This window comes from Streptomyces sp. NPDC058525, assembly GCF_042719495.1.
Lineage (GTDB): Bacteria > Actinomycetota > Actinomycetes > Streptomycetales > Streptomycetaceae > Streptomyces.
Window position 1 is genome coordinate 100,462 of the sequence record NZ_JBHXNP010000013.1, and the last position, 16,315, is coordinate 116,776.

Sequence of the window (16,315 nt, forward strand, 5' to 3'; positions counted from 1 at the left end):
CGGCCGCGAGCGTCGTCGCGGGCAGCTCCCTTCGCCAGGCTCGGAACCGCAGCCACCTTGCTCGTGGGGTTCTGCTCCAAGAACGAGAGGATCCATGTCCCCTTCTCAGGCCTTCTGCCTCTTCGCCTTGCTGTTCACCTCCGCCGGGTCTGTCGTCGGTGCCGTGGCCTTCCTCAAGGTCCGCCAGGCTCGGCGCCTGCTTCGCCATGGCATGAGTGCTCAGGGGGTCGTGAAGCGCCTCGAACTGACCCGGATCGCTCCGGGCGCGGAAACTACAGGCACCAGCCGCAGCTCAGGGACCACCGTGTACTACCCGGTCATTGCTTGGACCTCGGGTGACGGCCGAGCCATGGAGACCAGGACGGACATCGCCCGCCCCATGTCCAGGACCCTTCCTGTCGGCGCCCGTGTGGAGGTCCGCTACGACGCCGCCGACCCGACGCGCTGGACGCTTCCAGCCGAAGGCCAGGCCTTCTGGTGGCTGTTCCTTGCACTGGGCGCGGTGTTCGCTGTCGTCGGGCTCGGCTTCCTCGTCGGAGCCCTGACGTACAGTCCCTGAGCGCGCGACCTGGTCTCGCTCATCTTCGGCCTCGATCCGTAGCCCACCCCGGCCCCCAGCTGGCTCAGAAGACCAAGAGGGGTGGGCCGGCCCGCTCACGGCCGTGATGCGGACCGCTGGAGCGTGGGGCGGGACGAGGGGGCAGCTGCTGTCCCTTGGAGCGGGATCTCCGTACAGAACCCCGACTATTCGAGCCTTACGTCAGGCAGGGTGGATCCCCCCACCGCCGCTACAGAGAAGGCTAGGTGACGGAGATCGAGTAGCGGTCGGCTTCCCGTCCTGCGCGAGGCGGGGGTACCGGATCACAAGCCGTCGATGCCCGATCCGCGGCAGCCGCGCCAAGTCGGGCCCGTGGGTGAAGAGAGAGGTCAGGAAGCATGCTTAGCGCTCCAGTAAGTGAGGGATCGGGCCTGGCGGCGCCCCTGACTCTCCACAACTTCGACGAGGACGCGCCGGAAGCCGGCCCGTTCCAGCTGACCTACACACCACCCGAGTGGTACACCGTCCCCGAAGCGTCTAGCGGCCCCACACCGCCACCAGTGGCGAGTCGTGACGCTTCCAGCCTCCGCGGCGAGGCCCCGGAGCACCCCGTACACGGTGTGGCAGCGGAGCCGCCCTCCGCCCATGCTCCCGTCCAGCAGGCACCCACCGGCGTGCCGCTGCCACCCCTGCAGCAGGCACCTCAGTACCTGGCCCCAGCGGTAGCTCCACCCATCACCTCTGCCGGACCCCTGTCACCGCCGCAGTACGGCCAGGCCGTCCCTGGACCGCAGCCGTCCCAGCACGGCGTTGCGGCCTACTCCGCTGCACACACGAGCGCGGGACCCCCGCAGGCCCCCTACGCACAACACCAGCCCCAGCCTCCCGCACCCCAGGCCGCCGCCCCCGCAGCTCCCCAGCAGCTGGGGTACTCCGCAGCCACCGAGTTGTCGTCTGAGCGGCTCCTGCGCCCGGGTCCCGGGACCAAGCCGCGCAGCGCCCGACCCGGGACCCGCGCGCGATTCCGCCTCGGCGGGGTGCGGGAGGACACCGGCCTGCAGCGCAAGCTGGCGGCCATCCAGACGCCCGTCCACACCTGCTACCGGATCGCGGTGATCAGCCTCAAGGGCGGTGTGGGCAAGACGACCGTGACCACCGCTCTGGGATCGACGCTGGCGAGCGAGCGCAGGGACAAGGTGCTTGCCATCGACGCGAACCCCGACGCCGGCACGCTCGGTCGACGGGTGCGCCGGGAGACACAGGCCACGATCAGAGACCTGGTTCAGGCCATCCCCACCCTCCGGACCTACATGGACATCCGGCCCTTCACATCCCAGACCCCATCGGGACTGGAGATCATCGCCAACGACGTCGATCCAGCGGTCTCCACGACGTTCAACGACGAGGACTACCGCCGCGTCATCGACGTCCTCGGCCAGCAATATCCGATCATCCTCACGGACTCGGGCACCGGCCTTCTCTACAGTGCGATGCGGGGTGTACTCGACCTGGCCGACCAGCTCATCGTGGTGGCCACCCCCTCCGTTGACGGCGCCTCCAGCGCGAGCACGACCCTCGACTGGCTCAGCGCCCACGGCTATGGGGAGCTGGTCCGCCACGGCCTCACGGTGGTCTCCGGAGTCCGGGAGAAGGGCAAGATGATCAACGTCGAGGACATCGTCGCCCACTTCAGCGCCCGCTGCCGCGGGGTGATCTCCGTACCGTTCGACGAACACCTCGCGACCGGAAGCGAAGTAGACCTGGACATGATGCGGCCCAAGGTCCGCGAGGCCTACTTCGAGCTCGCCGCGCTCGTCGCCGACGGATTCGCCAACCGACGCTCAGCACCTGCGTACGGATACCCGGGGCCGGTCCAGTCGCAGCCTGCTGGGCACTCCCCGTACGGGGGGCCGGGCATTCGGACGTCTCAGACCACGGGCGGCCCGAATGGCTCTCCCGGGAGGCCTCACCAGGGCTGGTGAGGCAGCGGGGGGACGCCCCAGCGCCTCGCAGCGGCGTGGCCGTTCTTCCTATGGCAGCAGTCGTTCGGGAGACGTCGCCCACCAATGGGTGAGCTGCGCCACGGTGTTCATGCCCAGCTTGTCGCGCAGCGCCGAGACTTGCGCGGTAACGGTACGGGAACTGAACCCAAGGCCATGCCCGATGATTTCGTAGCTCTTGCCTGCCACGATGCCCCGCAGGATGCTCCTCTGCATCTTCGTGGTCAGAGTGCCGTCCTCCGGGCTGGCCCCGCCCTCACCCTCCTCGGGCACCCACGGATCGGCTCGCTCCCACTGGTGATGGAAGTGAGCCGCGAAGGCCGCGCACACGCCGCGGTCCTGTGTGTACCAGGCGGCAGCCTCCTGGACGGCGCCGTCTTCCCCGAAGACCTCGAAGAAGGCGTGCTTGCGGTCCACGATGACCAGCCGCAGGAAGTCTTCACCGAGGGTGCGGACCTGAGCGCCGGCACGCGTCATCATGGCCACCCAGTCCTGCTGCGTGGGGTTGGAGCGGCCGCTCGTCCGGTAGATCGTCCGTACGGACACCCCGCGCTGGGCTGCCTGCAGGTCCCGGGGGAGCGCCCCCTTGAGCACCTTCGGTTTGCGGTAGCCCGGCTGCGCAGTGAGGATCTCGAACTCGGCTCCCTGAATGGTGCGGATCGTCTCTGCGTTGACCTCCGGCACCGTGACGAGCAGCATCGTGCCGACCGGACTTGGGCTGTGGTTGTACACCTGCTGCTCGGATTCGAGTTCGCGCACGTGCGCCGGAATGCCGGCCAGAGCCTCAGTGGCTCCGGTGAGCACTTTGAGGACGGCCGCGGTGAGGTGGCGCTGCAGGTACCCGGAAGGCGCTGGTACGTACCTTCCCTGTTCATGGGTGTTCGCAAGCAGGATGCCGCGCTCGACGAGCGAGGCGAGGCCGGGCTCTTCTGCGGGCAGCATCTCGCCCTGCAGAGCCTTGCGGTATGTCTGAAGCTCCGACTCGGTCAAGCGCGACGTGTTCGGGGTGTTCGATATTTCGTGTTCTGCCATGAAACCTGACTTCCTCTTCCTGAACTGCAGGTGCACGCAGTATCCCGAAGCTTGATCACGGCAACCACTCGATAGAACCTGGATCGTGTGCCACAGGGCCCGTGGCGCAGATATGGGCTCCGCTGCCCGCCGCGTCTGCGGGGGTGGGGCCGGCTGAGGAAGGAAGCATCACCTTGATTTCCATCAACATCCGGTCAACGGGTACCGCTGTGCTGCTCGCGATTCTCGCGGTCGCGGCCCTGAGCGGTATCGCGGCCACTGAGCCGGCCGACACCAACTGGGGCGTGGCAGCCACAGGGGAGGTGCAGCCGCAGGCCTCCGTGCCTCCTGCCCCCCCGGTGATTCAGCCGCGGGACTCCGACTGGGGGTGATCTCCCCGCGCTGACGCGCACGGCACCCGGCGCGGCGGTCGTCCGCCGGGTCGGGTGCCAGCCGCCTCTCGCGCGCCGCCCCCAGCGGCGGCCAGGAGGCTGCACGTCCACGGTCATCGGCGGACAGCCGGGGAATGGGCAACCGCCACGCAGATTCGGTAACCAGCCTGTCGAGGATCGGGCCGGGTCGTTGGCTTCCCTTCCTCGGCAGAGCTTCCCCAATCACACAATCAAGAAAGTTCAATCCGGAACTTTCCTAGCAGATCGGGAAAAGGAATACCTACTTGCATTTTTGTAATGCAGGTGGACATAGTGAGGCTCCCATGCTGCCGCCACGGAAGGAGCGGACTACCGCACCGGTGTGGGGAGTTGTCCGAATGAGCCGTTACGCCGAGGGGGAGGCGCGTTGAACGCCGGGACGAAGATCGGGGCACACGCAGTGGACGACGATCTTGCCGCTGAGATGCGCGCCAAGCGTCTTCAGCAGTTGATCCAGGGCAGGCGTGAATACCTCAACCTGAGGCAGGAGGAGGTGGCCGAGCGGCTCGACATGAGCGCCCGGAATTACGGCAACTGGGAGCGCGGGGTCGTCAAGGAGTGGACGGACGAGAAGCTCTTCCACCTCGCCGACGCCCTGGAGATGACCGAATCCCAGGTTGCCCGGCTGTTCCTCATCGCTGTCGACCGGCTTCCACCGGCGGACACGCGGCCCGTAAGCGGGCGCGAACACGATGGGGACCCATCCATGGATGCGTTCCTCTACGACTACGCGGCCATGATGGAAGCCCTTTCACTGCCCACCTTCCTCATCGATCAGCGATGGGAAGTCAGGATGGCCAACCGGGCCTATCGCAATCTCTTCCGCGGCCTGCGCCATCACCCGACTGCGATGCCCACGGACAACTTCCTGCGTTTCGGGCTCCTTCACCCGGAAGCATCCGCCATCCTCGTGGACTTCCAGGACTGGCAGCTGTCGATGCTGGCCCAGCTCGCCACCAGCCTGGAACGCAACGACCAGGACACCGAACTCCACATGCTGCGGCGCGAGGTCTACCTGCGCCCCACCCTGCGAAACACCTACCTCGACGACATGCAGACATGGGTCCTCGGCGCCGGCGCCGACCTCGTCCACCACGACGGCAAGGCCCGGATCATACGGCACCCCGACCCGCTCATCGGCCTGCGGAGCTGCCGCCTCGTCGAGGAAACGCCGCGCCCTCTGCAGGCGCGTGGCCTGGCGAGGATCACCCTGGTGCTCACCGAGCTGGGGGAGGAGACCACAGTCGAATCGCTCTGCGCCGGGGCAGCCTCCTGCAGCGTGTAGAGCCGCGATGACCTGCACCCGGCATGGCCCCCAAGGGCCAGGCTGGGCACCTGCGCGCCGTCAGTTGACCATGGCATCCGGCCAGGACGGTCCGGGCCGCCTATACCTCGTACGACGGCTCTGACCAGGTGACGAGAGACCGTCTCAAATCGAGGCCCCGGTCGGTTCGAACACTCCACGCTCCGAGCCGCACCACGGCCGATTCTGAAGTGCCGTGTGGTGCGGTCAGGCACTCATCCGCATGGCTCCGCTGGCCAGTTCGCAGCGGGCACTCAGACGCGCAGCGCAGGCCAGAGCCGCCGCGGCGTACTCCCGCCGGTTGCGCTCCATCTGCGGGCGCAGCCCCATCACGGCCAGGGAGCCATAGACCGTGGACCCGCGCCACAAGGGCACGCCGATCATCTTCCAGTCCGGCAGGGGAGACTGCGTCATGACGTAGCCCTCGGACCGGATCTCCCGCATGAGGTGGCTCTGCGGGGCCCCGTCCAGGTGAGAGAGGATCGCCAGGCCCGCAGCGTCGGCAGTCAGCGGCGCGTGCCGCAGGGCCACCTTGGCATCGACGTCGGCATGGTTGAAGGCGGCCTGGAAGTCGCTGCGACGCCCGTAGGTGTGCTCCACCATCAGCCGGCCGGGTGTGTCGTCGATCATCACAGCGCTGAAGGCCATCGCAACCTGCGCGGTCTGGCGCTGCAGCGCCGTGGTCTCACGGTCCAGGGCGCTGTCGTGCGCAAGGTTGAGGTGCACGCTGGCGTCGGGGCGGTGATTGGCGACGTCGGTTGCGACACCGTACCGGCCGGGCGACCTGTAGATCAGGTGCTTCGCCGCCACGCCGGCGCGCAGGATCCGGTGCACGGTGCTCTTCGTGACGCCCGACTCGTCGATGATCCGCCGCAGCGGGTGCAGCCCGGGCCCCATGCTGTTCAGCGTCTGCAGGACGTGGAACACCCGCCCGTGAGCCGTCATCCCGTCGTCCGCGCTGTCGGCGACGTCGGCTGCGTCGAGAAAGCCGGAGTCGATCACTGACGTTCCTCCCCGTAGACGTTGCCGGGACTTCTTCCCGTCTCACGGGCCCCGACAGGCACATCTCTACCGGTCAAGACCGAGTTTGTGGAGGAACCGCCCTTTCCTGGAAGCACCTCTTCCTGTCGCACACCAACCGTGCCGCACAGAGATGGAGTTCACGCCGCCTAGCTGCAAAAATGCAGGTCACAGCGTTTCAAGGCGAACAGATGCGCCTGACACGCCCCAGGGACCCCCCACCGGCGCAGCAGGGGACTGCAACAGGGCCGTCCCGCGGGCCGACATCCCGACAGCCCGCTGACCTGCTAAAACGCCAACCCTTCCCATGGCATGGACCGCTTCCCGCCAGCGGCCACCACCAATTCAACTTCTGTCCCGCTACGTGACACCGCGCCCACGAAGGCGACCACGTCCAGGGACCACGAGGTCGTGCCCGTTGCCGCTCCACGCTCACATCGGGAGAGTGATCAATACCCGGCCGCACCGCCGACTGCACTCGTTGCCGAACACACTGGAGCGCCCCCGTGAACACCGACACGGCCCGCCGCGAGGACCCTCGAACGCCAGGGCACCTCCTCGTCCTCGGCAGCGGACCCCGGGCGGAATGGGAGCACGCCATGAAGCGCCTGGCCGAGGGCGGACCCCTGGTGCTCATCGACGACGATCCCGCCTCCTGGCAGCGGCAGTACGTGTCCGCAGCACGGGTCGCCAACACAGCCAGGCCTGAAATCGTAGAGCAGGCCGCACGCTGGCTCTCCATCGAGCACCCCATCACAGGGGTCCTGCACTTCCATCCCACACACGTACGAGCGGCCGCAGCGATCCGGGCAACATTCGACCTTCCCGGTCCGACCGCTGAGACCCTGGCAGTCACCACCCTGCGAAACCGCACGCTCAAACTCCTGAACCGCAAGGGGATCCCCAGCAGCGGCGGCATCCACGCGGACACTTTCGACCAGGCCCTGGAAGGAGCGCACACCTTCGGCTTCCCGTTGGTCTGCAAGCCCGCCGCGCCCCGCCGGCGATACGCCGCTCGCGTCGTCGAGAGCCTTGAACAGCTCGCCGAGGCATTCTCGGCTGCCACCGCGGCCTCGTGGTCCGGAACCGGCACCATCGTCGAGCCATGGCTCGACGGCATCGAAGCCACCGCCTACACCCTGGACAGCCGCCTGGTGGCGATCTCGCACGCCACCTTCGACCCCGAGGCCGAGCCCAGCCTGCTGCCCCTCGAAGTGGTCGTCGACGCCGACGACGTCTGCGCCGCCGCCATCGAGGGCACCGTCACCCGAGCGCTCGAGTCAACCGGCCACCAGACCGGCGTCGCACAGACCCGGCTTCGGATCACCTCCACCGGCGCGCGCGTCATCAGCCTCGCCACCCATCTGACCGACCCCCTCGTTGCCGAACTCATCGAGCAGGTCACCGGCATCGACCTCATCGCGGTTACCGGAATCCACGCACGAGGCCTCCCGGCTGAGACGGAAGAGACCCCCCTGGGCGCCGCGGCCATCCGCTACCTCCAGGGAACCGCAGCCGACCGACTCCACGCCCGCCCGGCCGGGCAGTCCGGCATCACGCCCTACGCGCGCCTCGAACGCTACGGCTCCGACACTCGCGCGGGACCGCTCCTCCGGCGCGGCCACCTGCTCGTCTCCGGCACCGACTTCCCCCAGTGCGTCACCCGGCTACGCAACGCCATAGCCGAGATGCACACCATGCCCGCCACCACCTAATGGGACGTAATCCGCGATGTGCTCAAGGGCCTTCTTCACCGCCGAGCTGCCCGACCACCCGAGCTGACAGGCACCTCCCGGCGAGCGACGGAGCTGTTCCCAGGCCGACGCCAGCGCTCCGGGGCTGGCCGTGCGTCCGGCGACTCCCAAGCCGCTGGAACGCCCGAGCCGCAACTTGCCGCACGCGTGGAAAACGGCCGTGTCAGGCCACGCTGGTAGCGTGCCGCGTCCAACCGGATTGATCATGAGAGGACAGCATCAGTGCAGGCAGTGACTCCCCACGTCATCGACGGCCAGCAGATGGCCCACGCGCTCGAGGACATACGCGGGCGTGCGTTCGGGCGCTGGCACTCCATGCAGTACGGCGGTATGCAGCTGCGCGACCTGGCGGAGATGCGCGACGAGCTCCTGGACCACGCTGCGGCCCGCATCGCGAGTGACCCTTCACTCGACACACCCCTGCGCAACGTCCTGCACACGGCCGCGGAGTGCTCGCTCGGTCTGCTCAGCGTGGGGTGCTTCCCCGACGGTGACCAGGAGATTCTCCTCCCGCTCGTCGGCGAGCAGCTCAGCAGCGAGGACAAGGCCTTCCGTGACATCGTCAACGAGGCGCCCACGGCTACCCAGTGGATTGAGACCTTCGAGCTGTGCCTGATCAGCGGACTCATCTGGGAGTGGCGGCGCGTCATCGGCGGCTTGCTGCAGGACGACTACGCGCCCGCAGTCCGTAGCGGGGTGCCCTACTCGAAGTTCGACTCGGTGTCGCCCCCTGCAGACCGTGCCCAGATGGACGCCCTGGCCGAATACCTGACGCCGTCCGCTGGGCATCTGCCCAGCGGATGGCCGACGATCACCCTGAACAAGCCTGGTCCAGCGGAGCGCGCCGAGGCCGCCCGTCGGCTGGACGTCGCCGGCCCCCTCACCCCCGACCAGCGACTGCTCCGCTGCCTCCTCGACGACGACCAGCCAGTCTTCGAGCAGGCCTTGGTGGCTCGCTTGAGCGAGCACCGAGACAGCGCCGGAGACGACCCCGCCCCCAGGACGCTGCTGCCCACCGGCCCCCTCGCCGTCGCCGCGCTCGCCGTCCAGGTACACGGGTGGCACCTCGGCGTCCACTCCGACTACCTGCCCCAGGCCCTGCTGGGCTCCCCGGACGCCCTGGCCCGGGCGGCCGCCACCGGCCCGAACAACCTCGGCGGCTGGGTCGCGCGGTAGCAGAAGCCAGCCACAGCAATCCAGCTCCTATGCGACCTCGCCGAAGACTCGGCGAGGCCGCAGCTCTGTCATCTGCGCGCGGCGCGACGCCGGTCGCGGCCGGGACGGCGTATCCCTGCCCTTGATCTGCCGGAGCCGCGAAACTCCGCATCCGGCCCACCCGCACCAATGTCCCGCCCCCACGGAGCGCGGCCGCAGCTCGCGGCACCGTACGGGGCACCAGAGGCCGACCACGGCGTGAACGGCAGCTCCCGCGTCGGCGTCCCGTCACGAGGCACGCACGGGCAAGTCCGTGTGCCGGACCCCGGTCAGTAGCCCTGCGCACACCACGAAGCTGGTACTCCAGTCCGGCAACGTGTGCTCAGCGCCACCGCCCTGACCCCGACACACAAGCCGAGGACAACCGTGCCCACCCGCGCCCCCTACGCCTCCGCGCTCGCCACAGACACAGCCTCAGACGAGCCCTGGAGCTACGAGCACCCACCGACCGCGACCATCACCAGACCCGCCACGCCCGCCGACTTCGAGGCGGTGAACCAGCTGCACGACCGCAGCTCCCTGGCGTCTCGCTTTGCCCGGTACCAGAGCGCCCGCCGCAACCTCCGTCAGGCCGAGTGGAACCACCTCACCAACCCCGACCGAGGCATCTCCTGGGTCTCCCACCCCCAGCACAGCCCCCAGAACATCATCGCCACGATGAATCTGGTCCGCGACACCGACAGCCACGCGGCCGAACTCGGCCTGCTGATCGAAGACGGCTGGCAGGGCCGCGGCCTCGGAACAGCACTGACGGCCCAGGCCCGCGTAGCAGCCCGCACCCTGGGCTGCTCCTTCCTGGTGGTCATGACGGGCGCGGACAACGTCCGGATGCTCAAGATCCTGCGTGGCCTCGGAGCCGCGCCGGCCCAGGCGACCGGACCGACCATCGACTTCTCCCTCGCGGTGGCGTGAGCCGGTGCAACACCTCCAATCACAGCCCCAGCGGCTGATCCGACCAGACGGCGCAGACCTGGCCGTCTACCAGCGCGAGCCGATCGACGAACCAGACGTCGCCCTCGTCCTCGCCCATGGATGGCAGGCTTCCGCCCGGGTCTGGAACGACGTCCTGATGAGGACCACACTCGACAGCCGCCTCCGCGTAATCACCTACGACCAGCGGGGCCACGGCGCCTCCACCCACGGCCGAGCCCCAGCAGACATCAGCGTTCTCGCCCGTGACCTGGCAGCATTGCTCACCGCACACGCTGGTGACCTGCCTGTTGTCCTCGCCGGACACTCGATGGGCGCCATGTCCGTGCTGATGTACTCGCTGCAGGCTGGTCCTACTGCCCTCACCCAGACCGCCGGCGTCCTCCTCGCCAGTACCAGCACCGGCCGCCTGGACCTGCGACGGCACGACCAACCGGCACTCACCCGGGTCCTCGGAAATGCCCGCAGCGCCATAGCGAGCGCCTGCGCAACCGCCCCCCGCCCCGTCCAGTACCTCCGCAACACGCTCCGCCCCTCCGCCGAGCCCCGGCCTCCCCTGGAGATCGCGGCCGCGTGGTACCGAGCGATCCTCGACTACGACGTGGCGGGCCTCCTGGACGCGCTGACGAACACCCCGGTGCACCTGATCACGGGCACTCAGGACCGGCTCATCCCGCCGGTTCACACCTGCCGCCTGGCCGCCGAGCTTCCCCACGCCCGCATCCACGTAGCCGAAGGGGCCGGCCACAGCCTTCCGGGGGAGCGGCCCGACCTCGTCGCGAACGTACTGCGGGATCTGGTCAAGGACGCACGCGCACGCCAGGCAGAAGGCGGAGGAGGCCGCTCGCAACTGCAGACCGCCTAGCGCGCTGACCTCGAATTTTGCAGGCGTTCGGTCAGTCGGCCGGGTTACCGTTGGCCCCAGCACGTTACGGAGGGGGTTCACATGGAAGCCAGCGCAATCCGGCCACGCGCGGGTCGGCCGCCCGGCGGCGGGCGCACGGGCGCAGACGGTCTCACCGACCGCCAGCGCAAGGTCCTGGCCTGTATCACCGAGTCCGTCCGCACCGCGGCTACCCTCCGTCGATGCGCGAGATCGGCCAGGCCGTGGGCCTGACGAGCACCTCGTCTGTCTCCCACCAGCTCCTTGTGCTCGAGCGCAAGGGCTTCGTGAGCAAGGACGCTCACCGCCCCCGTACCTACGCCCCAGTCCGCGGCGCCGCACTCCCGGCGCCTGGCGACGGCCCAGATGCTGCACCGACTCACCACGCGACATCCACGGCGCCGCTGGCCGAAGTGCCGCTCGTCGGCCGAATTGCCGCAGGCACACCCATCACCGCCGACGAGCAGGTCGACGACATCCTGCCCCTGCCCCGACAGGTGGTGGGCCACGGAGAGCTGTTCGCCCTCACCGTGACCGGACATTCGATGGCCGGAGACGGCCACATTCTCGACGGCGACGTGGTCATCGTCCGGCGGCAGCCCACAGCCGAGCCGGGTTCCATCGTCGCCGCCATGCTCGATGGCGAAGCCACGGTCAAGAGGCTCCGGCGGGAGGGCTTCGACGTGTGGCTGGACCCGGACAACACCGACTACCAGCCGATCCTCGGCAACCAGGCATCCATCCTGGGCAAGGTCGTCGCCGTGATGCGCGGCCTGTAGCGGCTCGAGACCGGGGTACGCCCGGTTCGCGCCCAGGCCCGAGCCACTGCGGGAACCAGCTCCGGCCAGCCCGGCCATGACCTCCAGAGGTGCCCGTGCGAGGTCACCCATCCGAAGGCAGTAGTGTCATGTACCTGTATTCGGGGAGGAGTTGAGGTACCGATGCGTACGACGGCACTCAAGACTCGGCGCTGGGCGGCCACCGCGGCCGTATGCTGCGCCCTGGTCGCGGGCTGCAGCAGCGGCGGCGGCACCGGCGGGGGAGCAGTCGGCGGGGCCGGCGAAGCACCAGAACCGTTGAAGCAGGAACCGAAGCCGCTCGCGGTGGGTGAGCTGGACCCACTGCTGCTCAGCTCCACCGACCTCGGGTACGGGTACATCCAGAACCCGGCCACGGCCCCCGAGCAACAGGGCGGGCACGATGACGTGTCCATTCAGGGATGTGCAGCCCTGGAGCAGCTGGGGAAGGGCGACAGCGACCTCAACTTCGCCTCCAAGGTGGACGTGAGTTTCACGTACGACACCAGCACCCTGGGGGAGGAGCTGCACAGCGACCGTCCCTCGGTGCTCTCCTCCAAGCTCCGCAAGCAGTTCGACGCCTACCTGGCGTGCCCCACGTACACCATGACCTCCGGGACCACCCCGATCGAAGTGCAGGTGTCCAAGTCCGCCACGCCCAAGCTGGGGGACGAGCAGTTCGCCTACGCCACCACCCTGAATCTGCCCTCCGGCCCACAGATCATGAAGACCCTCGCCGTCCGGAAGGGGAACGTGGCCGTGATCCTGGTCGGTGCTCCCGGCCTCGTTGACCGTCACATCGACAAGGCCGTGAGCAAGCTCCCGGCCACCTGACCACCGGCTGGGAAGGGCACCGGCGCGTTCCAGGACTTCCAGGCCCTGAGGCCGTGTACGGATCTGGGGTCCCGGCTAGTCAGGCTGGCGGCGCTGGGGGATCAGCTTTTCCCGCAACTGTCCGAAGACGCCGATCACCGCGTCCAGGGCCTCCGGCGTGTGGGCGTCCGTGCACACGACTCTCAGCCGGTGCCCTGCACCGGCCGCCGCCAGTACGGCGTTCGCATAGATCCCGTGGTCAAGAAGCAGGCGCTGCGCCGACAGCATCCCCTGCTCGTCGGGGAAGCGCACCGGAATGATCGGGCCGATGCTGGGCTCCACGTCGAACCCGAGCGCTTCCAGCGCCGCCCGCAGATGTTCCGCGGCCGTCACAGCGTCGGGGATCCGGTCAGCCTGGCGCATGATCTCCCGCAGCGACGCGTGGGCAGCGGCGGTCTCAGCAGGGCTGAGGCCCGCAGCGAACAACTGCGGGCGGCAGTGGTGCCGCAGGTAGTCCACCGTGCGCGCATCCGCGAGCACGGCACCTCCCTGCGAGGCCAGCGACGTCCCGAACGAGAGCGTCACCAACGGCGCCCGGCCCGCCATGCCGGACTCGTGGATCACACCGCGCCCGCGGCCGAGCAGGCCGACACCATGGGACTCGTCGACGAGAAGCGTCGCACCGTAGCGCTCGCAGACTTCCACAATCTGGGCCACGGGGGCAGCACGGCCCGAATCAGCGAAGAGTCCTTCGGTGACGACAAGGCTCGGGCGCTCCGGGGCCGCTGCCAGATGATCGGCCAGGTCTTCAGGACTCCGGTGCCGGTAGGACAGCACCCGCGCTCCGTTTGCGCCGGCCAGACGAGCGCCGTCGACCAGTGAGGCATGCGCCCTCTCGTCAACCAACACCATGTCGTCCCGACCGGCGAGGCAGGAGACAACTCCGAAGTTCGCCATGTACCCGGTGGAGAAGACGAGCGCGGCCTCAAAGCCGAAGAAGTCGGCCAGGTCCGCCTCGAGTTCTTCGTGCAGGTCAAGGTTGCCGCTTCTGTGCCGCGGCCCGGTCGCCGAGGTGCCGTACAACGCGAGCGCGTCCTGAGCAGCACCGATGATCTGAGGGTTGGAGCTCAGGGCGCGGTAGTCGTTACTGCCGAGCATGCACACCTCGGCGCCGTCCAGGACCACCTGGCCGCGCCCCGACGGCCCCTGGGATCCTGGATAGTACGGGTAGAGGCCGAGCGCCCGCGCATCGTCCGCCGCGCTAAAAGAGCGGCACTTGTCCAGCAGCATCCAGGGATCCGATCTGTAGTTCGCGCGCGGGGAAAGCGACACCACCCTGCCGCAAGCCGGCTACAGGCAGCCTGTCCGTGGCACCAACGTGCCAGCTGCTGAAACGGTCGACACCCCGGCCGGACCGCCTGGCGGAACGAGCGGCAGGCCTGACCCGCGCAGCCACAGCCCCAGGCCAGCCCGGAACGACGTGCGCCTGCGGGGACCGCCTCCCGCCAGCGCGACAGGAGTCGCGACCCGAGGCCGACGAACCCTTGCTGAGCTAAGTCCCGGTCCTCATACCGTCCACGACCGTCCGACCGGCCATGAGGCCCGGAACATCTCCGACGACGAGGACCACCATGACCGACACGCCCCTTCTGTATATCCCGTCATCCCAGGAACTCTTCCCCCCGCACAGTCATCCCGACCTCCACCCCGGCGTTGTCCATCACGGCTGGAACCTGGGGCGCCAGCTGCTACTCCACGCCTTCGCGAGCCCCCACGCCAACACCGGCAGTGCTGCCGGGCCGGAACGAAAGCAGGCCATCAAGCACCTGTGCTCCCTCGGCCGCCCGCGAGAGATCGCCGGTCTCCTGATCATCGCCCTGTACATCGCCGCCGTGGAGCAGGCAGCACCCGACGACGCTGTCTCCCTGGCAGCGCTGGCGGGCGAGGCACTCGCAGACCTCGGCGCCTGGGGAGTGACCGCTCCGGCCCCGGCCGGGCTCGACACGATCGCCCAGGCCGTCCGAGCTCTCACGCCTTGCATGCCCGAGTGACCAGCTGAACCACCGCCTCCCGGAGCGGGCGGCCCAGGCAGGCGGCCCGCTCCGCTGCTTCCACGCCACCGACACGGCAGACAACCGGCAGGCGCGTCGAGGCATACCGGGAGACGGGACGCCGCAGCGATCCAACGAGCCCCCAGAGGGGACCAGACGTGCGACAGTCCGCCGCCCGGGCGGGGCCGATTGTCACCAACCCCGCTGCATTGCCACGCTGCTGCACAGCATGCCAATCAAGCGCCCCCCCGAAAGGCCTGCCGTGAACACCCTCCTCGCTGTCGGCCGCCGCCTCGCCAACCGCCTGCACACCCCCTCCGTCACCGACGACACCACGCCGGCCGAGGTCCACTCCCTCACCCGGTACGTGAACCGCGACGCCATTCAGGCCCGCACCGGACCCGGCAGCGGCCACGCGGCCATCGGCCAACTCTTCTACCTCGACCGCGGAGTCAACCTCCGCGAGGACGGAGGCTGGGTCCTCCTCCGACTGCGCTACCGCTCCGCTTCCGGCCTCCCCGCCGGCACCACCGCCTGGATCCCCAAGGCCTGCACGACCCCCTGCTCCCCGCTGGCCACCAGCTGACCCTTCCTGCCAGCCGCTGCAGCCCAGGCCGGAACTCGGGTGCCCGCCCTTGGGCAGCTCCGACCTCATCGCGGGCGCCCCTCCGGTTGTCCGTCCTGGCAGACCCGTGAGCCCTGTCGACCAACGGGCCGCAGGGAGCCTCCCCACCGAGGACCCGCGGCCGGGAAGCGCGCTGCACTTCGGCCGCGGCCACCGCTGACGATCCCCGCGCGTTGTTGCCTCAGCCGTGAGTTCACCGGCTTGCGTCCCTAGCCCCTGCGGCTTCTACCTTCCTCACCGTCAGCCCGGTCACCGGATCGACGTCAGAAGCGAATCAGCAGGCCGATTGGCATGTACCTGCCCTTTGTCCCAGACGCACGGGACAGACGGCAGGGCCCGCCAGCACAGCCGCTTCCGCCCTGGCAGCCCTCATCCGCACCGGCGAGCCCGATGGCACGGATCCTCCCCGCAGCCGCAGGCCGGCGCCGAGGCAGCAAGCCGCCGGACATTCCAACGCAGACCCTCGAACCTTCACGAGGCCCTTCCATGAACGCGACGAACGCACTGCGCACGGTCGAGATGATCCGATGCGCCAGCAAGGCAGCGAGCGGCCATAGAGCCGCCCGCCGCGCACTGCACGAAGCCCGTGCCGAGCAGGCAGCCCTATCCGTTGACCACATACTCGGCAGCGGCTCTGACGCCTACGAGGTGGCCCGAGAGCACACCCGTCGTACCGAACGACGCCTGCAGCGAGCTGCAAGCAAGCTGCACACCTGGCGGCCGACCCTGAACCGCTACCCGACCGAACACCAGCTGCACAGAGCCACCAGAAACCTCCTTGAGCACTTGGCCGATGACGCAGTCAGCCTGATCACGGCCGCCGACCTGGTCCTCATCCAGACGTCGTACGTTCTTTATCCAGTGCCTGTTGTTGTTCGGACCGACACTCCGAGCCAATGGCAGCCACGTGGGTGGCCGATTCCGGCGTGTTCCCAGTGTCCCGC

General features: G+C 68.8%; 13 protein-coding genes and 3 pseudogenes. 13 read left to right on the forward strand and 3 right to left on the reverse strand.

Features of this window, described 5'->3' with window-relative positions; translation table 11 throughout:
• The first annotated feature begins 94 nt into the window (after positions 1-94).
• Positions 95-559 (forward strand): DUF3592 domain-containing protein, encoded by a 465-nt coding sequence (locus ACFWP3_RS09865; RefSeq protein ID WP_384218221.1) that lies wholly within the window; start codon positions 95-97, stop codon positions 557-559.
• A 452-nt stretch (positions 560-1,011) separates the two neighbouring features.
• Positions 1,012-2,520 (forward strand): annotated as a pseudogene (locus tag ACFWP3_RS09870) (AAA family ATPase); the annotation flags it as partial.
• A 48-nt stretch (positions 2,521-2,568) separates the two neighbouring features.
• Here the strand turns inward: ACFWP3_RS09870 and ACFWP3_RS09875 are convergent.
• Positions 2,569-3,570: a LuxR C-terminal-related transcriptional regulator gene (locus tag ACFWP3_RS09875; protein WP_384218223.1), complete on the reverse strand. Its 1,002-nt coding sequence runs from the start codon at positions 3,568-3,570 to the stop codon at positions 2,569-2,571.
• 173 nt (positions 3,571-3,743) lie between these two features.
• On the opposite strand from ACFWP3_RS09875, the gene ACFWP3_RS09880 reads away from it, so the two are divergent.
• Positions 3,744-3,941 (forward strand): hypothetical protein, encoded by a 198-nt coding sequence (locus tag ACFWP3_RS09880; protein WP_384218226.1) that lies wholly within the window; start codon positions 3,744-3,746, stop codon positions 3,939-3,941.
• A 439-nt stretch (positions 3,942-4,380) separates the two neighbouring features.
• Positions 4,381-5,265 carry a helix-turn-helix domain-containing protein gene (locus ACFWP3_RS09885; protein WP_384218228.1) on the forward strand — a complete coding sequence of 295 codons (885 nt, stop codon included), beginning with the start codon at positions 4,381-4,383 and terminating at the stop codon, positions 5,263-5,265.
• Positions 5,266-5,490: 225 nt separating this feature from the next.
• Here ACFWP3_RS09885 and ACFWP3_RS09890 read toward each other — a convergent pair whose 3' ends face one another.
• Positions 5,491-6,285 carry a helix-turn-helix domain-containing protein gene (locus ACFWP3_RS09890; protein WP_384218231.1) on the reverse strand — a complete coding sequence of 265 codons (795 nt, stop codon included), beginning with the start codon at positions 6,283-6,285 and terminating at the stop codon, positions 5,491-5,493.
• A 524-nt stretch (positions 6,286-6,809) separates the two neighbouring features.
• On the opposite strand from ACFWP3_RS09890, the gene ACFWP3_RS09895 reads away from it, so the two are divergent.
• From ACFWP3_RS09895 to ACFWP3_RS09920, 6 genes and pseudogenes are all read left to right on the forward strand, one after another.
• Positions 6,810-8,018, forward strand: a complete 1,209-nt coding sequence (locus ACFWP3_RS09895) for a hypothetical protein (protein ID WP_384218233.1) — start codon at positions 6,810-6,812, stop codon at positions 8,016-8,018.
• Positions 8,019-8,279: 261 nt separating this feature from the next.
• Positions 8,280-9,233 (forward strand): immunity 49 family protein, encoded by a 954-nt coding sequence (locus ACFWP3_RS09900; RefSeq protein ID WP_384218235.1) that lies wholly within the window; start codon positions 8,280-8,282, stop codon positions 9,231-9,233.
• 405 nt (positions 9,234-9,638) lie between these two features.
• Positions 9,639-10,184 carry a GNAT family N-acetyltransferase gene (locus ACFWP3_RS09905; protein ID WP_384218238.1) on the forward strand — a complete coding sequence of 182 codons (546 nt, stop codon included), beginning with the start codon at positions 9,639-9,641 and terminating at the stop codon, positions 10,182-10,184.
• Between the two features lie 82 nt (positions 10,185-10,266).
• Positions 10,267-11,067 (forward strand): alpha/beta fold hydrolase, encoded by an 801-nt coding sequence (locus tag ACFWP3_RS09910; protein WP_384218250.1) that lies wholly within the window; start codon positions 10,267-10,269, stop codon positions 11,065-11,067.
• Positions 11,068-11,148: 81 nt separating this feature from the next.
• Positions 11,149-11,864 (forward strand): annotated as a pseudogene (gene lexA / locus ACFWP3_RS09915) (transcriptional repressor LexA).
• 162 nt (positions 11,865-12,026) lie between these two features.
• Complete coding sequence (locus ACFWP3_RS09920) at positions 12,027-12,716, forward strand: hypothetical protein (protein WP_384218240.1); 690 nt, start codon at positions 12,027-12,029, stop codon at positions 12,714-12,716.
• Between the two features lie 75 nt (positions 12,717-12,791).
• On the opposite strand, the gene ACFWP3_RS09925 is transcribed toward ACFWP3_RS09920, so the two are convergent.
• Entirely contained in the window at positions 12,792-13,985 is a 1,194-nt protein-coding gene (locus ACFWP3_RS09925; RefSeq protein ID WP_384218243.1) for an aminotransferase class I/II-fold pyridoxal phosphate-dependent enzyme, read from the reverse strand.
• 341 nt (positions 13,986-14,326) lie between these two features.
• On the opposite strand from ACFWP3_RS09925, the gene ACFWP3_RS09930 reads away from it, so the two are divergent.
• The 3 genes and pseudogenes from ACFWP3_RS09930 to ACFWP3_RS09940 form a co-directional block, all read left to right on the forward strand.
• Positions 14,327-14,746 carry a hypothetical protein gene (locus tag ACFWP3_RS09930; protein ID WP_384218245.1) on the forward strand — a complete coding sequence of 140 codons (420 nt, stop codon included), beginning with the start codon at positions 14,327-14,329 and terminating at the stop codon, positions 14,744-14,746.
• A gap of 262 nt (positions 14,747-15,008) precedes the next feature.
• Positions 15,009-15,332 (forward strand): hypothetical protein, encoded by a 324-nt coding sequence (locus ACFWP3_RS09935; RefSeq protein WP_384218247.1) that lies wholly within the window; start codon positions 15,009-15,011, stop codon positions 15,330-15,332.
• Positions 15,333-15,857: 525 nt separating this feature from the next.
• Positions 15,858-16,315 (forward strand): annotated as a pseudogene (locus ACFWP3_RS09940) (hypothetical protein); the annotation flags it as partial.